The organism is Sphingomonas sp. 35-24ZXX (assembly GCF_000786215.1).
In the GTDB taxonomy this organism is placed as follows: Bacteria; Pseudomonadota; Alphaproteobacteria; order Sphingomonadales; family Sphingomonadaceae; genus Blastomonas.
In genome coordinates this window covers 1,213,185-1,231,401 of sequence record NZ_JROG01000003.1, presented here as the reverse complement: position 1 = coordinate 1,231,401, position 18,217 = coordinate 1,213,185, and the positions used below count along the sequence as shown (strand labels likewise).

Annotated in this window: 20 protein-coding genes and 1 tRNA gene; 10 read left to right on the top strand and 11 right to left on the bottom strand. The window is 65.1% G+C overall.

Translation table 11 applies throughout. The features are described from left to right. Positions 1 to 520: 520 nt before the first annotated feature. Positions 521 to 1,519: an aldo/keto reductase gene (locus tag LI72_RS08260; RefSeq protein ID WP_033925205.1), complete on the bottom strand. Its 999-nt coding sequence runs from the start codon at positions 1,517 to 1,519 to the stop codon at positions 521 to 523. Between the two features lie 12 nt (positions 1,520 to 1,531). Further along, complete coding sequence (locus LI72_RS08255) at positions 1,532 to 2,257, bottom strand: SDR family oxidoreductase (RefSeq protein ID WP_033925204.1); 726 nt, start codon at positions 2,255 to 2,257, stop codon at positions 1,532 to 1,534. Positions 2,258 to 2,402: 145 nt separating this feature from the next. Between LI72_RS08255 and LI72_RS08250 the strand changes: the two genes are divergently transcribed. After that, on the top strand, positions 2,403 to 3,296 hold the full coding sequence (locus LI72_RS08250; RefSeq protein WP_033925470.1) for an AraC family transcriptional regulator: 894 nt from the start codon (positions 2,403 to 2,405) through the stop codon (positions 3,294 to 3,296). Between the two features lie 123 nt (positions 3,297 to 3,419). On the opposite strand, the gene LI72_RS08245 is transcribed toward LI72_RS08250, so the two are convergent. After that, positions 3,420 to 3,494 (bottom strand) — tRNA-Glu (locus LI72_RS08245). Between the two features lie 75 nt (positions 3,495 to 3,569). Further along, positions 3,570 to 5,354: a single-stranded-DNA-specific exonuclease RecJ gene (gene recJ / locus LI72_RS08240; RefSeq protein WP_033925203.1), complete on the bottom strand. Its 1,785-nt coding sequence runs from the start codon at positions 5,352 to 5,354 to the stop codon at positions 3,570 to 3,572. A 208-nt stretch (positions 5,355 to 5,562) separates the two neighbouring features. Between recJ and LI72_RS08235 the strand changes: the two genes are divergently transcribed. From LI72_RS08235 to LI72_RS08225, 3 genes are all read left to right on the top strand, one after another. Continuing rightward, positions 5,563 to 6,057, top strand: coding sequence for a flavodoxin family protein (locus tag LI72_RS08235; protein WP_033925202.1), 495 nt, complete (start codon positions 5,563 to 5,565; stop codon positions 6,055 to 6,057). A gap of 172 nt (positions 6,058 to 6,229) precedes the next feature. Continuing rightward, positions 6,230 to 8,164: a S9 family peptidase gene (locus LI72_RS08230; protein WP_033925201.1), complete on the top strand. Its 1,935-nt coding sequence runs from the start codon at positions 6,230 to 6,232 to the stop codon at positions 8,162 to 8,164. Next, entirely contained in the window at positions 8,161 to 9,168 is a 1,008-nt protein-coding gene (locus LI72_RS08225; RefSeq protein WP_033925200.1) for a histone deacetylase family protein, read from the top strand. The genes LI72_RS08230 and LI72_RS08225 overlap by 4 nt, the downstream gene beginning before the upstream one ends. 95 nt (positions 9,169 to 9,263) lie before the next feature. Here the strand turns inward: LI72_RS08225 and LI72_RS08220 are convergent, their stop codons facing one another. The 3 genes from LI72_RS08220 to LI72_RS08210 form a co-directional block, all read right to left on the bottom strand. Beyond that, a complete protein-coding gene (locus LI72_RS08220; RefSeq protein ID WP_033925199.1) occupies positions 9,264 to 9,647 on the bottom strand; it encodes an endonuclease domain-containing protein in 384 nt (127 codons plus the stop codon). 151 nt (positions 9,648 to 9,798) lie between these two features. After that, positions 9,799 to 10,248: a hypothetical protein gene (locus LI72_RS08215; protein ID WP_156139536.1), complete on the bottom strand. Its 450-nt coding sequence runs from the start codon at positions 10,246 to 10,248 to the stop codon at positions 9,799 to 9,801. A gap of 70 nt (positions 10,249 to 10,318) precedes the next feature. Next, complete coding sequence (locus LI72_RS08210) at positions 10,319 to 10,738, bottom strand: VOC family protein (RefSeq protein ID WP_033925197.1); 420 nt, start codon at positions 10,736 to 10,738, stop codon at positions 10,319 to 10,321. Positions 10,739 to 10,869: 131 nt separating this feature from the next. Between LI72_RS08210 and LI72_RS08205 the strand changes: the two genes are divergently transcribed. Next, complete coding sequence (locus tag LI72_RS08205) at positions 10,870 to 11,619, top strand: SIMPL domain-containing protein (protein ID WP_033925196.1); 750 nt, start codon at positions 10,870 to 10,872, stop codon at positions 11,617 to 11,619. Positions 11,620 to 11,837: 218 nt separating this feature from the next. On the opposite strand, the gene LI72_RS08200 is transcribed toward LI72_RS08205, so the two are convergent. Then, positions 11,838 to 12,701 (bottom strand): tetratricopeptide repeat protein, encoded by an 864-nt coding sequence (locus LI72_RS08200; RefSeq protein ID WP_197051845.1) that lies wholly within the window; start codon positions 12,699 to 12,701, stop codon positions 11,838 to 11,840. Between the two features lie 49 nt (positions 12,702 to 12,750). Then, entirely contained in the window at positions 12,751 to 13,620 is an 870-nt protein-coding gene (locus tag LI72_RS08195) for an ATP-grasp domain-containing protein (RefSeq protein WP_033925195.1), read from the bottom strand. A gap of 81 nt (positions 13,621 to 13,701) precedes the next feature. On the opposite strand from LI72_RS08195, the gene LI72_RS08190 reads away from it, so the two are divergent. Continuing rightward, positions 13,702 to 14,124, top strand: a complete 423-nt coding sequence (locus tag LI72_RS08190) for a DUF350 domain-containing protein (protein WP_033925194.1) — start codon at positions 13,702 to 13,704, stop codon at positions 14,122 to 14,124. Positions 14,125 to 14,187: 63 nt separating this feature from the next. On the opposite strand, the gene LI72_RS08185 is transcribed toward LI72_RS08190, so the two are convergent. After that, positions 14,188 to 15,033, bottom strand: coding sequence for an outer membrane protein (locus LI72_RS08185; RefSeq protein WP_033925193.1), 846 nt, complete (start codon positions 15,031 to 15,033; stop codon positions 14,188 to 14,190). A gap of 315 nt (positions 15,034 to 15,348) precedes the next feature. On the opposite strand from LI72_RS08185, the gene LI72_RS08180 reads away from it, so the two are divergent. After that, the gene (locus LI72_RS08180; RefSeq protein ID WP_033925192.1) at positions 15,349 to 16,185 is read left to right on the top strand and encodes a S1 family peptidase; all 837 of its coding nucleotides are present in this window, start codon (positions 15,349 to 15,351) and stop codon (positions 16,183 to 16,185) included. 46 nt (positions 16,186 to 16,231) lie between these two features. After that, positions 16,232 to 16,552 (top strand): DUF3297 family protein, encoded by a 321-nt coding sequence (locus tag LI72_RS08175; RefSeq protein WP_033925191.1) that lies wholly within the window; start codon positions 16,232 to 16,234, stop codon positions 16,550 to 16,552. Positions 16,553 to 16,560: 8 nt separating this feature from the next. On the opposite strand, the gene LI72_RS08170 is transcribed toward LI72_RS08175, so the two are convergent. After that, positions 16,561 to 17,307, bottom strand: coding sequence for a CHAP domain-containing protein (locus tag LI72_RS08170; RefSeq protein WP_033925190.1), 747 nt, complete (start codon positions 17,305 to 17,307; stop codon positions 16,561 to 16,563). Between the two features lie 87 nt (positions 17,308 to 17,394). On the opposite strand from LI72_RS08170, the gene LI72_RS08165 reads away from it, so the two are divergent. Together LI72_RS08165 and LI72_RS08160 are read left to right on the top strand one after the other, a co-directional pair. Next, on the top strand, positions 17,395 to 17,748 hold the full coding sequence (locus tag LI72_RS08165) for an ArsR/SmtB family transcription factor (RefSeq protein ID WP_052129612.1): 354 nt from the start codon (positions 17,395 to 17,397) through the stop codon (positions 17,746 to 17,748). A gap of 25 nt (positions 17,749 to 17,773) precedes the next feature. Then, on the top strand, positions 17,774 to 18,217 hold the full coding sequence (locus LI72_RS08160) for an ArsI/CadI family heavy metal resistance metalloenzyme (protein WP_033925189.1): 444 nt from the start codon (positions 17,774 to 17,776) through the stop codon (positions 18,215 to 18,217).

The following is an 18,217-nucleotide window of genomic DNA, read 5'->3' as shown; positions in this document are numbered from 1 at the left end:
TGCTCCCGCAACCAACTTTCGTGCAATCAGTTCTCCAGAGCCCAATCCCGCTTGCCGAGGCGTCTGTTTGCTCGCCTTGTTCAGGCGGAATTTGAACGGCAACGCTCGATCTTGCTCGTGAACTGCGGTCCATTGTTCGCACATTGCGTGAGCTGGAGCCTGCCGGGGCTCTTCTCATGACCTCGAGGCAACGGCCACGCTGGTGCGGTGTTCGATGTCTCGTCGATCCGCAGGCTGATCAGGATCTGTGCAGCAGGGACGTTTCCACACCGCGAAACTCGCGCCTCTGTCCCGTAATGCTAATGCGGCGCAATAGAATTTTTGCAGAGGGGCACCTGGCCCATCGTCCCGGATAGCCGACCGATTGCCAAAGCCTGACAGTCGGCCTGTGCGCAACACGCGTGCCGATGCGCATGCACACCAATGATCCCTGGACTGTCAAAGACCACGACGCATACCTGCAGCGCCCTGCTCCGGCAGGCGGGAAACGCTATGGCAACCCCGCCTGCCGAAGGCCACATCAGGCCAGGCCGGTTTCGCTGTCCAGATGCCTGAGCAGCGCCTCGGGGTAACGCGCTCCGGCTGCAGCGCCCTTGGGCACGCAAGCCTCGATCCGCGCGCCATCGTCTGACGTCAGCTTCACATCGAGTGCGCCGAGCGATTCCGAAAGCCGGTCCCTGTGGCGCGCGCCGACCAATGGGACAATGTCGTCGCCCTGCGCCAGCACCCAGGCGATCGCCAGCTGAGCGACCGAAATTCCCTTGTCAGCGGCCAGAAGGCGAAGGGCCTCGACCAATACAAGGTTGCGTTCGAGGTTGCCGCCTTGAAACCGCGGGCTGATGCTGCGGAAATCGGCGGCCTTGATGTTCTTGGTCCAGTGCCCGCTGATCAGGCCCCGCGAGAGCACACCATAAGCGGTGATGCCGATGCCAAGCTCGCGGCAGGTGGCCAGGATGCCGTCCTCGATCCCGCGCGACAGCAGCGAATACTCGATCTGCAGATCGCAGATCGGGTGCACAGCGTGCGCCCGCCGGATGGTTTCCGCGCTCATTTCCGACAGGCCGATATGGCGCACATGCCCGGCTTTGACCAGATCGGCGATGGCACCGACGGTCTCCTCGATCGGTACATCCGGGTCGAGCCGTGACGGGCGATAGATATCGATCTGGTCCACCCCCAGTCGGCGCAGGGAATAAGCGGCAAAGTTCCTCACCGCCGCCGGGCGGGCGTCATAACCATGCCAGCCCAGATCGGGATCGCGCAAGGCGCCGAACTTGACGCTCAGGGTCAGGCGATCGCGCGGCAGCGCGCGTAACGCCTCGCCAATCAGCATCTCGTTATGGCCCATGCCATAAAAATCGCCGGTGTCGAGCAGGGTCACCCCCCGCTCGACCGCGGCGGCCAGGGTGGCAAGGCTTTCGCCGCGGTCCGCCGGGCCATAAAAGTCCGACATCCCCATGCAGCCCAAGCCCAGCGCGGAGACTTTGGGGCCATTTGCTCCCAGTTGGCGTGTTTGCATTGCGATGGCTCCTTACATGCCCGCCGATGTGGGGCGCACGATAATCTCGTTGATATCGACCCCGGCGGGCTGTTCCAGCGCAAAGCGCACAGCGCGGGCAATGGCATCGGGCGTGAGAGATTGCTTGCGCCATTCGATCAGCGCTTCGGCGACTGCCGGATCGGTGATGTCATGCCCGAGCTCGGTAGCGACCACACCGGGCGAGATGAGCGTAGCGCGGATGGTGTCGTGCTCCAGCCGCAGGCCTTCGGTGATTGCGCGCACCGCATGCTTGGTGGCGCAATAGACCGCGGCCGTGGGCAACACCAGATGGGCGCCGATCGATGCGACGTTGATCACATGCCCGCTGCCCTGCGCTACGAAATGCGGCAGCACCGCAGCCATGCCGTTGAGCACGCCGTGGATGTTGACGTCGATCATCCGCTTCCACTCGGTGCGCTTGAGGGCCGCGAGCGGGGCCAGCGGCATCACGCCGGCATTATTGACCAACGCGTCAACGCGCCCGAAGCGTGCCAGGGCGGCGGCGGCGAATGCCTCGAAGCCATCAGCGTCGACCACATCAAGCGCATGCCAGGCGACATTGTCTCCAAGCTCTTCGGCAAGCCTGGCCAGCCGGTCGGTGCGCCGCGCGCCGAGAAAAAGCCTGGCGCCCGTGCCCGCAAGTTCGCGCGCCGTGGCCTCGCCGATGCCGCTTGAGGCGCCGGTGATGAGGATGGTGGTCTGGGTCAGATCGGTCATGGGGTGCTCCATTCGTGGTGATGGCGCTGTTGTGCCGTTCGGGCGGGCCCAGGCGGTAGACGGATTGCCCGAAAAGTTTGCACGATCCTCCAGATCATCACGGAGGTGCCTTGCGGGGTGGCAACCAATGGTGGAGGATGGCGGCATGACCAGCACCATCGAAATGGCGCAGTTGATCGCCCGTCACGCCGCGCATCCCGGCATGGCGCCATCGTGCATCCCGGGCCTGTGGCTGATCCGCGCCGATCAGCCGAGCTTGCCGTTGCCGACGGTCTATGATCCCTCGCTTTGTATCATCGTCCAGGGCGCAAAGACCGTCGCGATTGGCGAGCGCGTGCTTCACTATGACCCGTCGCGCTATCTGATCGCCTCGATCGACCTTGCCCTGGTCGGCACTGTTGTCAGCGCCAGCGAGGAGCAGCCTTATCTCTGTTGCAAGATCGACCTTGATCCGGCCGTGATCGCCGATCTGATCACCGCCGAGGGCGCGACGCTGCCGTCCGGTGACCCACCGGCGCTGGCGGTGCATCCGAGCGATCCAGCGCTGCTGGATGCCGCCTGCCGGTTGCTTCGCCTGCTCGAAACGCCGCAGGCGATCCCCGCGCTCGCGCCGCTGATCCAGCGCGAAATTCTCTATCGGCTGCTTACCGGACCGCACGGCACCATGCTGCGCCATGCGGCTTCGGGCGACAGCCATCTGGGCCAGATCAGCAGGGCGATCACCTTCATTCGCGCCAACACGGGCGCGCAGCTGCGGATCGCCGACGTGGCGGTTGCCGCGCGGATGAGCGTCTCGTCGCTGCACCAGCATTTCAAGACCGTCACCGGGCTGACGCCGTTGCAATATCAAAAGCAGCTGCGGCTGCAGCAGGCGCGCAACCTGATGCTGTCCGAAGGGCTGACGGCGGGAGCAGCGGGTTTTGCCGTGGGCTACGACAGCCCGTCGCAGTTCAGCCGCGAATACCGCCGCCTGTTTGGCGCGCCACCCAAGGCGGACGTGGCCCGGCTCGAACGCACAGGCCAGGCGCTCGCTGCCTAGCATGTTGGCGCGAACGGCCTAACACCGACATTGCCGATGCAGGCGTCATTGCAGACCTGTTTCAGGATGTTGCGCTGAACCCGGTACCTGGCATTCAACGGGATGCCTTCGCAAGGCATCCCGTGGTGACCCCTACGGGAATCGAACCCGTGTTTCAGCCGTGAAAGGGCCGCGTCCTAACCGCTAGACGAAGGGGCCATCTTCGCGGGAAGCGACCCATTAGGGATTCGCGGCGGGGCAGTCAAGCGCGCTATTTGCCTTTTTGAAGCTTTTTCAGCGATCCACCGGAGCAAGGTCGTCGACATGCATTTCTGCCGCGTGATTGCCGTTCCAGTTGTCGATCTTTGCGCGGCCGGCGATCCAGAAACGACGGTCGCGCGGGGCCCCCAGCAGCGCCTGGCCCAGCGGGGTATCGACGCTGCGGAAGGCCATCGCCTTGAAGGACGCGCCATCGTCTCCCGCCGCGATCGCGCGGACGTGCGTGGTGCCCACGACATCGCAGCGCACGATACGCACCGGGCCGGTGGCGATCCGCGGCGCAGGCCAGCCCATGCCATAGGGGCCGGCGCTTTCCATCCGCTCGATCAGGTCGGGCGTCAGCCCGCGCGGGGCAACGAGTGCATCGACCAGCAGCCGCGTCGCACCTGACGCCGCCGCGACGGGACCCGCCAGCCGGTCCTCGAGAAAGTCGTTAAAGCGGTCGAGCATGTCCGCGTTGATCGTGAGGCCCGCCGCCATCGCATGGCCGCCGCCCGCCACCAGATACCCTGCCTCCTTGGCCGTGATGATCGCCGCGCCCAGATCGACCCCGGGGATCGACCGGCCCGATCCCTTGCCGATGCCGGCATCATCCACCGCGATGACCAGCGAGGGCTTGCCCGTGCGTTCCTTGATTCGCCCCGCAACAATGCCAATGACGCCGGGATGCCAGCCCTTGCCGGACAGAACCGCCACCGCACGATTGTGCTGAGCAGCCAGCAGTCCTTCGGCCTCCTCCTGCACCATCGCCTCGATCGCGCGGCGTTCCTCGTTGAGACGCGAGAGCTGTGCGGCGATATCGGCTGCCTCGGCTTCGTCCTGCGTGGTCAGCAGTCGCACGCCCAGGTCCGCCGCCCCGACGCGGCCGCCGGCATTGATTCGCGGGCCGAGCGCAAAGCCCAGGTCCGAGCAGACTGGGGCCCGCGTCAGGCGGCTGGCGTCGATCAGCGCCGCCATGCCGATATTGCGCCGCCGCGCCATGATCTTGAGACCCTGCGCCACGAAGGCGCGGTTCAGGCCCTTCAACTGCGCGACATCGGCCACGGTTCCCAGTGCCACCAGATCGAGCAGCTCCATCAGCGCAGGTTCGCTGCGGCTGGTGAAATAGCCCTGCGCGCGCAAGGTGCGGACCAGTGCCGCGCCGAGCAGAAAGGCGACGCCCACGGCGGCGAGGTGGCCGTGCGATGCCGCCTCGTCGTCCTCGTCGAGCCGGTTGGGGTTCACCAGGGCAAAGGCGCGCGGCAGTTCGCTGGCGCATTTGTGGTGGTCGACCACGACGACATCGACGCCGACATCGTGCGCCATCTGCAGGGCCTCATAGGCCATCGCCCCGCAATCGACTGTGACGATCAGCGTCGATCCGTCGGCGGCCAGGCTGGTGAGCGCCGCGCCCGATGGGCCATAGCCTTCCATCAGCCGGTCGGGGATATACGCGCCGGCGTCGAGCCCGAGATCGCGCAACAGGCGGATCAGAAGGGCGGCGCTGGTCGCGCCGTCGACATCATAATCGCCGTACACCGTCACCTTTTCGCGCGCGATCACCGCCTGGGCCAGCCGGTCGGCGGCACTGTCCATGTCGCGGAAGATCGAGGGGTCGGGCATGAAGCTGCGGATGGTGGGGGTGCGGTGGCGGTCGAGGTCGTCGCGCGGCACGCCGCGGCTGAGCAGCAGCAGCGAGACCAGGTCATCGGGCTGCAGATCGGCATCGCGCCTGTCGCCCTCGGCTCCACGCCAGTGCCAGGGCTGGCCGGTCATCGACTGGGTGATGCCAAGTACGGGGTCGGGGTGCAGCGTGGCCATCGGGCGCGAAATTCCTGAGCTGTCGAGTGAACCGCTTTCCGGCGCAAGCCGGAATCCAGGGCGAATGCAGCGCAATCTGACGCCTGGGCTCCGGCGTCTGCCGGAGAACGGATTGGTTCAGCGGACGATCTACCTTGCCTGTCCAGCTTTGGCGAGGGCTTGTCGCAAAAGCGGTGGACCGTCACGGCAGGACCGCTAGACCAGAGCGATGACCGATGCGCCGACCCTGCTGATCATCTGGCACAGCCGCACCGGCGCGGCGCGCGCGATGGCTGAGGCGGCATGTGAGGCCGCTGCCGGCGAATGCGCGGTGCGTGTGCTGGCTGCCGATGACGCCCAGCCTGGCGATCTGCTGGAGGCAGACGGCTATCTGTTCGTCTGCCCGGAAAATCTCGCCAGCATGACCGGCGCCATGAAGGAATTCTTCGACCGCTGCTATTACCCGGTGCTGGGGCGGATCGAGGGCAGGCCCTATGCGGTGATGGTCGCAGCGGGGTCCGACGGTGCAGCTGCGGTCCGCCAGATCGAACGCATCGCTACCGGCTGGCGGCTGAAGCAGATCGCCGAAAGCGTGATCGTCTGCACGCATGCGCAGACTGCGGATGCCATTGCCGCGCCCAAGCATCTGGATGCCCCGACGCTGGAGCCGGTGCGCGAGCTTGGCACGATGTTCGGTGCAGGGCTGGCGATGGGCATATTCTGATCGTAAGGCCTTGAAAACTCTGCCCCGGCCCTGAACGAGGCTGTGACCCTCGGGGGGCGGCAACGGGCTTGTGCGATGCCTTGATCTGTGTACGATCCGCCATCCCTTTCCACCGCTCCGTGGACTGTCCCGACCCGGGGGCGGGGTCCTGCAATATCACAAGGAATGTCGCATGCTGCTTCGTACGTCTTTGCTGGCCTTTTCCGCGCTCATCGCCGTTCCCGCCAGCGCGCAGCAGGCGCAGGTGGAAACCCGCCAGGTCGGCACCGCGCGGCTGGAGAACGTGCCCGAGATCCCGCAGGACATTCGCGATGCGGTGCAGCGCTATCAGAACTATCGCGAAGCGCGGTTTCAGGACTGGCTGCCCGATGGATCGATGCTCATCACCACCCGTTTCGGATCGACCTTTCAGGTGCATCATGTCGCCAGCCCCGGCGCGGCGCGGCGGCAGCTGACCTATTATAACGAGCCTGTGGGCGGCGCGAAGGCGGTCCCGGGCACGGACCGCTTCGTGCTGACGCGCGATACCGGCGGCGACGAATGGTTCCAGCTGTTCGTCCGCGATCTCGACGGTGTCGGCCAGCCGCTCACCGAGCCGGTGACGCGCAACCAGTCGCCGGTGTTCGCCAAGGATGGCAGCCTGCTGGTCTGGTCGCGCGCCACCAAGGGGTCGGCCGATTATGCGATCATGGCCGCCGATCCGGCGGACCCCAAGAGCCGCAGGCTTGTCTGGCAGGGCACCGGCGCGGTCGGCCCGCAGGACATCAGCGCGGACAAGACGACGGTGCTGCTTGCCAAGGGCATCTCGAACCGCGAAAACCAGCTGATGCTGCTCGACATGGCCAGCGGCAAGGTCACGCCGCTCGATTTTTCGGTCAAGGCCAAGGCGCGGTTCGAGGAAGCGCGCTTCATCGATGGCGGCAAGGCGATCCTGGCGATCACCAACGCGGGCGGCGATTTCCGGCGGTTGGTGCGGATCGATGTTGCCAGCGGCCAGATGGTGCAGCTGTCCGAAAAGCTGAACTGGGACGTCGAAGGCTATGATCTGGCGGCCGATGGCCGCACGCTGGCCTACACGCTGAACGAGGATGGCTTCTCGCGCGTGATGGTGACGTCGCTGACCACGCCCGCTGCTGTCTCCTCGCCCAAGCTGCCGCGCGGCGTGATCACCGCCTTGTCCTTCTCGCCCGATGGCAGGAAGCTTGCGATCGGCCTGACCAACGCCACCACCGCGGGCGATGTGTGGGATCTCGATCTGGGCAGTGGCGCCGTCACGCGCTGGACCCAGTCCGAAGCCGGCGAGCTCGACCCTGCAAAGCTCGCCGAACCGACGCTGGTGCGCTTCAAGAGCTTTGACGGCCTGTCGGTGCCCGCCCTGGTCTATCGCCCGAAAAATGCCGCGCCCGATGCCAGGCTGCCGGTGATCATCGACATTCATGGCGGGCCCGAGGCGCAGACCCGGCCCAGCTGGAACCCGGGCGCGCAATATTTCGCCGATGTTCTGGGGGCGGTCGTGATCCTGCCCAATGTGCGCGGGTCGGATGGCTATGGCACCAAGTACCTCAACCTCGACAACGGACCGCTGCGCGAAGACAGCGTCAAGGATATCGGCGCGCTGATCGACTGGGCAGGCGCGCAGCCCGGCATGGATGCCAAGCGCATCGTGGTCTATGGCCAGTCCTACGGCGGCTATATGTCGCTGGCGAGCATGACCTTCTACTCGGACAAGCTCGTCGGCGGGGTGGAGCGCTATGGCATCAGCGACTTCATCAGCTTCATGGCCAATACCGAGGCCTATCGCCGCGACAACCGCCGTGCCGAATATGGCGACGAGCGCGACCCCAAGATGCGCGCCGTGTTTGAGCGCATCGCGCCGCTGAAGAACGTGGGCAAGATCACCAAGCCGATGATGGTGATGCAGGGCGCCAACGACCCGCGCGTGCCGCAGTCCGAATCCGATCAGGTGGTCGCGGCCTTGCGCGGCAATGGCGTGGAGACGTGGTACGTGCTTTATGCCGACGAGGGGCATGGCTTCCTCAAGAAGGCGAACAATGACCTGCGCCGCGAGGTCGAGACCGTGTTCCTCAGGAAGCTGTTCGCGCAATGAAGACGTTCTTCGATTCTCGCCAGCATGACCATGCGCCGGCGATGGAGCTGCACAACGGGGCCTATGTCCCGTATGCCGAGCATCGCGGGCGGATGGAGAATGTCCTCGGCGCGCTCACCCAGGTGGAGACTCCGCGCGATGCCGGGCTCGAACCGATCCGCCGGGTGCACAAGGACAATTACCTCGCCTTCCTGCAGACCGCGCACGAACGCTGGGTGGCGGCAGGACGCAACGGCGATGCGCATGGCTATGCCTGGCCGGTGGTGGGCCGGCGTCCGCTGAACCTCAATCGCATCGATGCGGACCTCGGCCAGTTCAGCTTCGATGCTTCCAGCCCGATTGCGGCTGGCACTTGGACCAGCGCCTATTGGGGCGCGCAATCGGCGCTGGCGGCAGCCGAGGCGGTGCTGGCCGGCGACCGCGCGGCGTTCGCGCTGTGCCGCCCGCCTGGCCATCATTGCGGCGCGGATTATCTGGGCGGCTATTGCTTCATCAACAATGTCGCGGTGGCCGCAGAGGCAGCAATCGCGGCGGGCAAAAAGCGCATCGCGATCCTCGATGTCGATTATCACCACGGCAATGGCACGCAGGACATTTTCTACGACCGCGGCGATGTGCTGTTCGTTTCGGTCCATGCCGATCCTGCCACCGATTATCCATTCTTCTGGGGCCATGCCGACGAGCGCGGCGAGGGGGCGGGCGAGGGCGCAACCCTCAACCTGCCACTGCCGCGCGGAACGGACCTGGATGCCTATAGGGCTGCGTTGCAAACCGGCCTTGCAGCCATCCGCGACTTCGGCGCGGACCTGCTGTGCGTCTCCTTCGGCGCGGATACCTTTGCCGGCGATCCGATCTCGCAGTTCGCTCTGCAGACCGCGGACTACACGCCGATCGCCGCATCCATCGCTGCGCTGGATCTGCCGACCGTGATCGTCATGGAAGGCGGCTATGCCGTCGACGCGCTGGGTGCCAATGTCGCGGCGTTTCTGGCGGGGTTTGGTTAGCGCGCCACCACGCCAAGGCCTGCGGGCCCCGCTCCCTATGGAAGGCACAGATGACGAGCTACCTTTTTCCCCTCCCGCTTGCGGGAGGGGCAGGTTCAGCTCGCTGAACCGGGGTGGGCCTGAGCAGCTTCCCATTCCAGCAGGGCGTCATCAATCTTGAGCAGCACGCTCTCTAGGCCATCTCGGATATCTTCATTCTGAAATCGCAGGATGCGATATCCGTCCTTGCGCATGAAGGCATCGCGCCGCTGGTCGTGCTCGACAGTATAGTCATGTGTGTCGCCATCAACCTCGACAACCAGGCAGGCTTCTCGGCACAGGAAGTCGCAAAAATACGGTCCGATCGGTATCTGCCGCGAAAAGCGATGGCCTCTGCGCTGGCGTTTGTTGAGATACAGCCAGAGACGTTTTTCGCTGATCGTTGCGCTGTTGCGCAGACTGCGTGCACGTGGAGTGTTGCGCGCATGAAATTCCGGCACGCTGGCATTCCCTCCGATCTACAGGCCCACCCCGCCCTTCGGGCACCCCTCCCGTAAACGGGAGGGGAAAAGGGTGGTGCAATCTCTCTTTCCCCCCAATTGCGGGAGGGGCAGGTTCAGCTCGCTGAACCGGGGTGGGTCCTGCGCGACCCTAGCCCCCCTTCTTCACCTTGCGATAGGGCACGAACTCGCTCAGCGCGCAGCTGCCTAGCGGCACGTTTATGCGCAGGTCCTGCACCAGCACGATGTCGCCCGAGCACAGGCGGCCGATCGGGGTCTGCGAGATCATCGTGTTGTCGCGCGCGCGCGGGCAGCCGAGATAGGGGGTATTGACGTACACCACCGAGCCATCGTCATACAGCAGCACGTCGTCGCTGGCGGCGGTCGAACGGCGGAGGCGGACGCGCGGGATGCAGGCGACCGGATCGCCCGCTACCCGGTCCCTGAGATAGTTTTTCGCGAGCTTCTGGCCGCGTTCGTCCAGATTGGCGATGGCTTCGGCCGTTCGCGCGCGGATATCCGCATCTCGGCTGTCCGATGCGACCAGCGGGGTGGCACAGGCGAGCGCGGCGAGGCTGAGCATGATGGGCATGTTGCGCATGGTCGTCATCCTTGTCTTTGGCCCCCGGAGGCTTTGACTATAGCCCAGCGTACCGCGCGTCACCAGCAGCTTACCACTCGCCGGTATTGGGCATCGACGCCCAGGGCTCGGCAGGCTCGAGATAGCCTTCCTGCAGCAGCTCGATCGAGATGCCGTCGGGGCTGCGCACGAACGCCATGTGACCGTCGCGCGGCGGACGGTTGATGGTGACGCCGGCGTCCATCAGCCGCTGGCAGGTCTCGTAGACATTCTCGACGCGATAGGCGAGGTGCCCGAAATTGCGGCCGCCGGTGTATTCCTGCGGGTCCCAGTTATGCGTCAGCTCGACCTCGGCGACCCCTTCTTGGCCGGGCGCTGCGAGGAAGATCAGCGTGAACCGGCCCTGCTCGCTGTCGAAGCGCCGTGTCTCCTTGAGCCCGATCAGTTCGAAAAAACGCACCGTCGCTTCGGGGTCAGTGACACGGATCATCGTGTGCAGATATTTGGTCATTAGAATAGCCTCAGTTCATCGCAGTTAAGACACGGTTCATCGCAGACAGGCTAATCGATCCGTCGTGCCGTCAGGGTGGTGTTACCCAGCAGATATAGGCGGTGCGCGTGGCATTGGAAGGACATTCAAACATGGTTGAGGGTGGGGAATCGGACGGCGCGGGCAAACGCGGCTGGCTGTCAGGCCAAGTGTTCTTGGCAGGCGCGGGGATCATGGCGCTGGGCATGGTCGCGGGCGGCTATCTGCTGGGCGATGGGCTGCTGCGCGCCAAGCAGGCGGACCGCTCTGTGACCGTGCGCGGTCTGGCGGAAAGGGACGTGACCGCCGATCTTGCCACCTGGACTATCGCCTATTCGGCGCAGGCGGACGACCTGGCGACCGCGCAGGCGGATATCGATGCCGACAGCAAGGCGCTGCGCGGCTTCTTTACCGAGCTGGGCTTCGATGGCGAGGCGCTGCAGCCGACCGGTGCCAATGTCTCGCAGTTCAACAACAATTACGGATCAACCACCTATACCATCCGCCAGCGCATGTCGCTGCGCACCAACGACATCAAGAAGGCGCAGGCGGCGGTGAAACGGCAGTTCGACCTGATCCGGCGTGGCGTGGTGCTCGAGGAAGGCTCCGGCATGGCCTACAGCTTTACCAAGCTGAATGACATCAAGCCCAAGATGGTGGCCGAGGCGACCAAGGACGCACGCGCATCGGCCGAACAGTTCGCGCAGGACAGCGGCACCGGCGTCGGCGGCATCAAGAGCGCGACCCAGGGCTATTTCTCGGTGGAATCGCGCGATGGTGACGGCGGCGGCAGCTGGGGTGTTAGCGACACCCCGTTCAAGAAGGTCCGCGTCGTGACGACGGTGGATTTCTATCTGGATTGATGGGCAGTGCTCGTCTTCCGCTCGCAACCATGCCTCTCCCTTGATGAGAGAGGCAGCGAGACTTGGTGGCTTGCCACCTAGTCGCAGCGGTGAGGGTGAGGGTGCGTTGGGGGCTGCCTCGCATTGGACGTAAACCAGTTTCTATCCGGATAGATCACCCCCACCCAACCCTCCCCCATCAAGGGGGAGGGCTCTGTTGCGCATTCCGGTAGGGAGGGTCAGGGCTTGACCTGCGGGCTCTCCGCCGCGGCCTCATCCAGCTGGCTCAGATGCCCCCGGGCGGTCTTGGCGACCGGACCTTCCGGGCGGATATCGATCGCCTGGGTCCAGTTGCGCCGCGCGATGTCATACTGACCTGCGCTCGCGGCGATATTGCCCGCCTCCAGCGCCACTTCGGGATCGCGTGGCGCCAGGCGCGCGGCAATGTCGATATCGGCCTGCGCGCGGTCAAGCTTGCCCAGACGGCGTGCCAGTGTGGCCGAGAGCAGCCAGGCGAGCGGATCCTCGGGCGCCAGACGGTGGGCTTCGGCGAGCGCGATCTCGGCCTCGTCGGTGCGGCCCGCCACGACCAGCGCGCGGGCGCGGTCGAGATGCAGTTCGCCCAGCATCAGCCCGTCGGCCATGCCCTGCGCCAGCGCAGCGTCGAAATAGGTCAGCGCCTTGCCCGAATCACCCGAAGCCAGCGCGGCGTTGCCTGCCTGCGTCCACAGGTTTGCCGCGCGCTTGTCATGCGCCAGCTCGGCATCGCGTGCGGCGGATACGAACGCATCTGCCGCCGCGCTCCAGCGGCCGTCCTTGGCATAGGCAAAGCCCAGACAGTGCCGCGCGAAATAACCGCCACCCGCGATCAGCCATTCGTTGGCCGCCATTATCCCGCTCGCCGGATCGTCTGTGGCCATGTCCATGCACGCATCGAACCGCGCCTCGTCGGCCATGGGCGCGTTGAACACGCGCGTGCTGGGCCCGCTTTGCAGCTGATCGGGTCTGGGGGCGCTTTGCGGAGGAAGCGGGGCCGGGGCGTTGGCATCTGCGGGCCCAACCTGCAGCGCGGCGATCAGCATCAGGGCGGGGGCAATCAGCATCAATCGAATATCCTGTCCGTGGTTCGCGTGCGTGGTGGCCGCTGCGACCTTAACCGGCGCTGGCTGGCTGCGCGGCTGCAGCGGCAGCGACCGCAGCGGCAAAGGCCTGCCCGCCATCCGCCGTGCGGTCGAGCGACAGCCAGGGTTCGATGAGCTCGATCTCCATCAGGCAATAGCCGCCTTGGCCATTGCCCACCATGTCGATCCGCGCATAGAGCAGCTCTGCATCGATGGCCGCCAGCGTGGCGAGCGCCAGCGCCTGGGCCGCGGCGGGGGGTTCGATCGCGCGGCTCTGCCCACCGAACTGGCCCTGCACGCGAAAGTCGCCAGCGGCGGGGCGCTTGACGATGGCATGGGCGAAGGCACCTGCCAGCCAGAACAGCGAATATTCGCCCTCGGATGCGATGGCCGGCATCATCGGCTGGACCAGCATCGCCAGGCCCAAGGCCTCGGCCGGGCAGGGGGCGGGCCCCCGCAACAGCCAGGTGTGGTCCGAGCCTGCTGATACCGGCGGCTTGATCACCAGATCGTCGGTGCCAAACGCGGCGCGCGCCTCAGCAAGGTCCGCCTCGCCAAGCTCGTCGTGAAACCGCGTCGGCACGATCGAAACACCCTTGCGCTGCAGCTCGAGCAGATAGCGCTTGTCGGTGTTCCAGCCCAGCACGTCGAGCAGGTTGAGGAACCGCGTGCCCTTCCAGCGATCCAGCTGTTCGCGCCAGCGCGGCAGATCGCGATGATAGCCCCAGGCCATCAGCGGCAGCACCAGATCGCAATCGAGCGGGGCAGGGTCGGTCCATGCGCGCCAGGTGACGGCAAGGCCGTGCGCGGCGAGCAGAGGTTCGATCAGCACGGCCTGGTCGCGCCAGTCGTCGTAGCGATCGAGGTCGGCGTCGTCGGGGATGAGAATGCAGATATGCATAAGGCTGCCTGGCTTGCGGGAAAGGGGACAATTTCGGATCGGGCTTGATCGCCCGCGGCTTTCGGGTCAACAGTTTGCGCCATGACCGATCCCATGCCCGTAATCCAGAGCCTGTTTGCCGGGCTGCCGATCTTCATGCTGCATCTGGGCTCTGCGACCGCAGCCTGGGCGCTGGCCCTGGCGCTGTACATGTGGATCACGCCCCATAACGAGTTTGCGTTGATCCGGGGCGGGAATGTGTCGGCGGCTGTATCGCTGGGCGGCGCGGCGCTCGGCCTGGCCCTCCCGCTGGCGTTCTGCCTCGCGGCATCGGTGAATGTGTGGGACGTGCTGATCTGGGGGAGCGTCACGCTGATCCTGCAGCTGATCGCCTTTCGCGTAATCGATCTGATGATCGGAAATCTCTCGAAGCGGATCGAGGAAGACCAGGTTGCCGCGGCGATCTTTTTGGCGATGACCAAGATCGCGCTCGCAGCACTCAACGCGGCGGCCGTGGCCGGATAAGAGAATGGCGGAGCCCCTCGCGAGGCCCCGCCATCCGTCATTGCAATACCGAAATCCGGTCGATCAGAAGCGGAACGCCGTGGTCACGCGGATCGAGTGGAATTCGAAATTGGGGTCGCTGCGACGCATGTCGGTCTGACCACCGGCCAACAGGAACGGGTTGGTCGCAGGCGCGGTACCGCGGCTGACGTTCACCACGTAATCGTCGTTGGTGTAGGTGTTGTACAGATATTCCAGACCGATGCTCATGTTCGGCGCGATCTTGGCTTCGACGCCGCCGCCGGCCTGCCAGCCCCACGACCAATCCTTGCCGTTGCGTCCGGTGAACGCATTGGCACCGTTCGAGGTGCGGAAGCTGTTGTCGATGCGGCCGTAGCTGGCACCGCCGGTGCCATAGAACAGGATGCCGCCGCCGGGGGTGTAACCGGCGCGAGCGCGCGCGGACACGGCGTAATCGAGTTCACGCGTGAAGACGTAGTTCGCCGGGGTGGTGCTGAATGCGGTCACCGAATCCTTGGCTTCCGAACGGCTGCCTTCAACCAGCGCGCCGATGACGAAATTGCCATAACGCTTGTCGGCACCGATACGGACACCGTATTCGATGCCGTTCTGATCCTGGCGGCATCCGTCAGCGGCCACGCTGGTCTGCGCAGCGCCACGGCAGAAGCCGGTGCTGAACGCGTTGGCACCGGTGGTGGTGCGGACCGTGTCGCTGAAATCGCCGTCGACATTGGTGTCGAACGTCACGCCTTCACCGCGCGGGCTGGACTGTGCCGAGTAGCCGAAATGGCCGCCGACATAGACGCCGTCAAAATCGGTATCTTCCTTGACGGTCTGGGCGAATGCCGGAGTGGCCAGCATCGCGATGGCGATGGCCGAAACCGCGGAAATCTTGATGGGGTTGTTCATATTATGCGTCCTTGCTTTTTGGTATTCAGACGCTTGCCAAACCTATGGGCACACCAATCGGTTCCAACACCATCAACAATGTTAGGAAGCCGTGGCCAATATGTCACATAAAGCTTTGTGGATTTTCCAAGGATGAACGCTCAATTAATGACAGTGTCAATGACTGTTAATTTTGGCCGGCCGCATTGTCTTGCATCGAGGAATCGATGACTTGTTGCGCGCATCGCCCGCGAGCATGCTTGATTCTGTCGCCGATGGCATTAGCGTCAGTATTATGCACAACAGCGCCAATGGTTCCCCGGCACCGGTCCGGTCATGAGCAGGACCCGGGGGTCGAACCGGCGCGGATGCCTGCCCTGGGTGCTGGGCGGCGTGCTGCTATGGGTGTGGTTCAGCGGCGATGGCGGGGAGTGGAGCGATGTTCCGTTGACCGTCGAGCAATATGATCCGCGCGGCCCGAGGCGCCCGCTGCCCGAGATCGGTGAAAGCTTCGTGATTGCCGATCCCGGGCCGCAACAGGACAGTCAGGGGACCGCGTTCGCCGTTGATCGCGATGGCACCTGGCTGACCGCGCAGCATGTGACCCATGATTGCGATCGCATCGGTCTGGTCGCGGATGATGGGATTGATGCGATATCCGATGTCATCGAAAGCCGCGAGGCGGACGTCTCGGTGATCCGTCAGGGGCCGCCCCCAGCGTTCGCCCTGGCGCTCACCGACGACATGCCGCCCGAAGGCAGCCTGGGCTATCATATGGGCTTTCCGGCGGGCGAACCCTCGGTGGTGGTCTCGCGCTTCATCGGCGCGACCTATGCTCAACGCGGTGGGCCCGCCGGTCAGTCCGAACCGATCCTGGTCTGGGCCGAAGCGGAGCGAGTGCCGCCGACCGATGGCGCGCTGGGCGGGATCAGCGGCGGGCCGACCTTTGACGAGGCCGGCCGCGTCGTGGGTGTCAACGCGGCATCCACCCCGCGGCGTGGCCGGGTGCTGACCACCGACCCGACTGCGATCCTGCGGCTGGTCGATGCCAGCGCTGCGGTCGACGATGCGGGCGAGGTCACCGATCTCTCCACCCCGGGGCTTGCGGTGCGGTTGTTCAGGGCATTGCTCGACCAGGGGATCATCCGGCAGGTCTATTGCGATGTCCGCTAGGGCTGGCTAAGGGCGCGGCTTGCTTATGCCAGAACGGACCTGAACCATGACCGATACTCCGGAAACCGCCGACCAGACCACGCCCGCTGCCGCCACGGGCGCTGCCGATGTTCCGCCGGACCGGCTGGCGATCAGCCCGCGCAGCCCGTTTTTCGATGGCGACCTGCTCGCACGCGGCATCGGCATCCGCTTCAAGGGCGTCGAAAAGAACAATGTCGAGGAATATTCGATCTCCGAAGGCTGGATCCGCGTCCAGGCCGGCAAGACCATGGACCGCAAGGGCCAGCCGCTGACGCTGAAGCTCAGCGGCCCGGTGGAAGCGTGGTACAAGGATCTGGGCGACGACGCCCCCGTCGCCAAGGCGTAAGCCGAACTTCAGCCGCCGGAGCGGCCGATCAGGTCTCCGATCGGATCGGCCTCAAGCCGGGGCACGGAAGGCACGGATACGCCTGCGCGTTCGCGTTGGGCTTTCTGCTGCTTCTTCAGATATTTCGCATATTCGCGGCGCTGCTTCTCGATCTGCTTGAGCCGTTTGCGCGCCTCTTTCTCGGCCTGGCGCTGCGCCTTGCGTTCGGCGCGGCTGAGCTTTCCGGTGGGCTGATCGGCAGACGCGATCTGCACCGGAGCCGCCTGCAGGTCCTGCGGTTTGCGACCCTGCGGATAGATGAAGCCGTGCACCGGATAGCGGGTGGTGCCCAGCCCGCCGATCGGTGAATACCAGACGCGCACCTCGCTCCAGTCGTTCGCCGCCGACACATCTTCGGCCAGGACGTTGCGCTCGACCTGGCCCTTGCGCCCGTTGATCGGCGACCAGTTGGCGTGATCAAGCAGCACCCTGCGCGAATCGATCACCTTGCTCACCGCAGCGACATGCCCCAGCTGCATCGAACGGTGGGGTTTGAAGGCGAGGACGGCGCCCGGGGCAGGGCGTTTGCCGCGCTCGTACCGGCCATCGGCCTGCTGCCACCAGCTGTGCGCATCGCCGTAAATCTCGATACCGCTGACCTGGCGCGCATAGGGCACGCATTGCAGCATCGCATCCTGGGCGGTTGCGGGGCAGGCTGCGATCATCAACGCAGCCGCAAGGGCCAGAACGGGCAGGTTTCCGGGACGCGGGGACATCAAGGCCAAATTGCGGCAAAATGGTTCACAAAGGGTTTACCGCTTTTGCTGCTTGACGCGAACCTACATTTCCATAATATTGGAAATATGGAATCGAAAGCCACCCTCTGTGCCGATCAGCCTGCCGCAGCCACGGCGCGCGCGACGCTCGGCAGCGCCGATGTCATCGCCGCGCTCGCCGCTCTGGCGCAGGAGCACCGTCTCGCAGCCTTCCGCCTGCTGGTCGAGGCGGGGCCCGACGGGGTGAGCGCGGGCGATCTTGCCGACAGGCTCGCCGTTCCGCGGTCCTCGCTGTCGTTCCACTTGAACCAGATGATGCAGGCAGGGCTGATCGTGCAGCGCCGCGAGAGCCGATCCCTGATCTATTCCGCCGACTTTGCCGCGATGGCCGCGCTGGTCGGCTTTCTCACCGAAAACTGCTGCCGGGGCTCCGGCTGCTGACCTGACATTCCAAAGGAGAGACCTGATGAAGCGCATGCATGTCCACGCCAAGACCCGCGACCTCGACGGATCGATCGCTTTCTATTCTGCCATGTTCGGCGCCGAGCCGACGGTGGTGAAGAGCGACTATGCCAAGTGGCAGCTGGAAGACCCGCGCGTCAATTTCGCGATCTCGCTGGCCGGCTGCGGCGCCAGCGAAGGCATCGAGCATCTGGGCATCCAGGCGGAGAACACCGACGAGCTGGCGCAAGTCTATGCCGGCCTCGCCAGGGCCGATCAGCCGGTGCTGGAAGAGGGCAAGACCACCTGCTGCTATGCCCGGTCCGAAAAGAGCTGGGTCAAGGACCCCAATGGCATCGTGTGGGAAGCGTTCTTCACCGATGGCGAGGCGACGGTCTATGGTGATCCCGGCCCGGTCGCCAAGGGGGCGTTGAGCGCGCCCGAGACCACTTGCTGCCCGACAATGTGA

Bases quoted from the DNA above. Each gene is read 5' to 3' on its own strand.
- LI72_RS08260 (WP_033925205.1), bottom strand. From the start codon at position 1,519: ATGCAAACACGCCAACTGGGAGCAAATGGCCCCAAAGTCTCCGCGCTG.
- LI72_RS08255 (WP_033925204.1), bottom strand. From the start codon at position 2,257: ATGACCGATCTGACCCAGACCACCATCCTCATCACCGGCGCCTCAAGC.
- LI72_RS08250 (WP_033925470.1), top strand. From the start codon at position 2,403: ATGACCAGCACCATCGAAATGGCGCAGTTGATCGCCCGTCACGCCGCG.
- recJ (WP_033925203.1), bottom strand. From the start codon at position 5,354: ATGGCCACGCTGCACCCCGACCCCGTACTTGGCATCACCCAGTCGATG.
- LI72_RS08235 (WP_033925202.1), top strand. From the start codon at position 5,563: ATGACCGATGCGCCGACCCTGCTGATCATCTGGCACAGCCGCACCGGC.
- LI72_RS08230 (WP_033925201.1), top strand. From the start codon at position 6,230: ATGCTGCTTCGTACGTCTTTGCTGGCCTTTTCCGCGCTCATCGCCGTT.
- LI72_RS08225 (WP_033925200.1), top strand. From the start codon at position 8,161: ATGAAGACGTTCTTCGATTCTCGCCAGCATGACCATGCGCCGGCGATG.
- LI72_RS08215 (WP_156139536.1), bottom strand. From the start codon at position 10,248: ATGCGCAACATGCCCATCATGCTCAGCCTCGCCGCGCTCGCCTGTGCC.
- LI72_RS08210 (WP_033925197.1), bottom strand. From the start codon at position 10,738: ATGACCAAATATCTGCACACGATGATCCGTGTCACTGACCCCGAAGCG.
- LI72_RS08205 (WP_033925196.1), top strand. From the start codon at position 10,870: ATGGTTGAGGGTGGGGAATCGGACGGCGCGGGCAAACGCGGCTGGCTG.
- LI72_RS08200 (WP_197051845.1), bottom strand. From the start codon at position 12,701: ATGCTGATTGCCCCCGCCCTGATGCTGATCGCCGCGCTGCAGGTTGGG.
- LI72_RS08195 (WP_033925195.1), bottom strand. From the start codon at position 13,620: ATGCATATCTGCATTCTCATCCCCGACGACGCCGACCTCGATCGCTAC.
- LI72_RS08190 (WP_033925194.1), top strand. From the start codon at position 13,702: ATGACCGATCCCATGCCCGTAATCCAGAGCCTGTTTGCCGGGCTGCCG.
- LI72_RS08185 (WP_033925193.1), bottom strand. From the start codon at position 15,033: ATGAACAACCCCATCAAGATTTCCGCGGTTTCGGCCATCGCCATCGCG.
- LI72_RS08180 (WP_033925192.1), top strand. From the start codon at position 15,349: ATGAGCAGGACCCGGGGGTCGAACCGGCGCGGATGCCTGCCCTGGGTG.
- LI72_RS08175 (WP_033925191.1), top strand. From the start codon at position 16,232: ATGACCGATACTCCGGAAACCGCCGACCAGACCACGCCCGCTGCCGCC.
- LI72_RS08170 (WP_033925190.1), bottom strand. From the start codon at position 17,307: ATGTCCCCGCGTCCCGGAAACCTGCCCGTTCTGGCCCTTGCGGCTGCG.
- LI72_RS08165 (WP_052129612.1), top strand. From the start codon at position 17,395: ATGGAATCGAAAGCCACCCTCTGTGCCGATCAGCCTGCCGCAGCCACG.
- LI72_RS08160 (WP_033925189.1), top strand. From the start codon at position 17,774: ATGAAGCGCATGCATGTCCACGCCAAGACCCGCGACCTCGACGGATCG.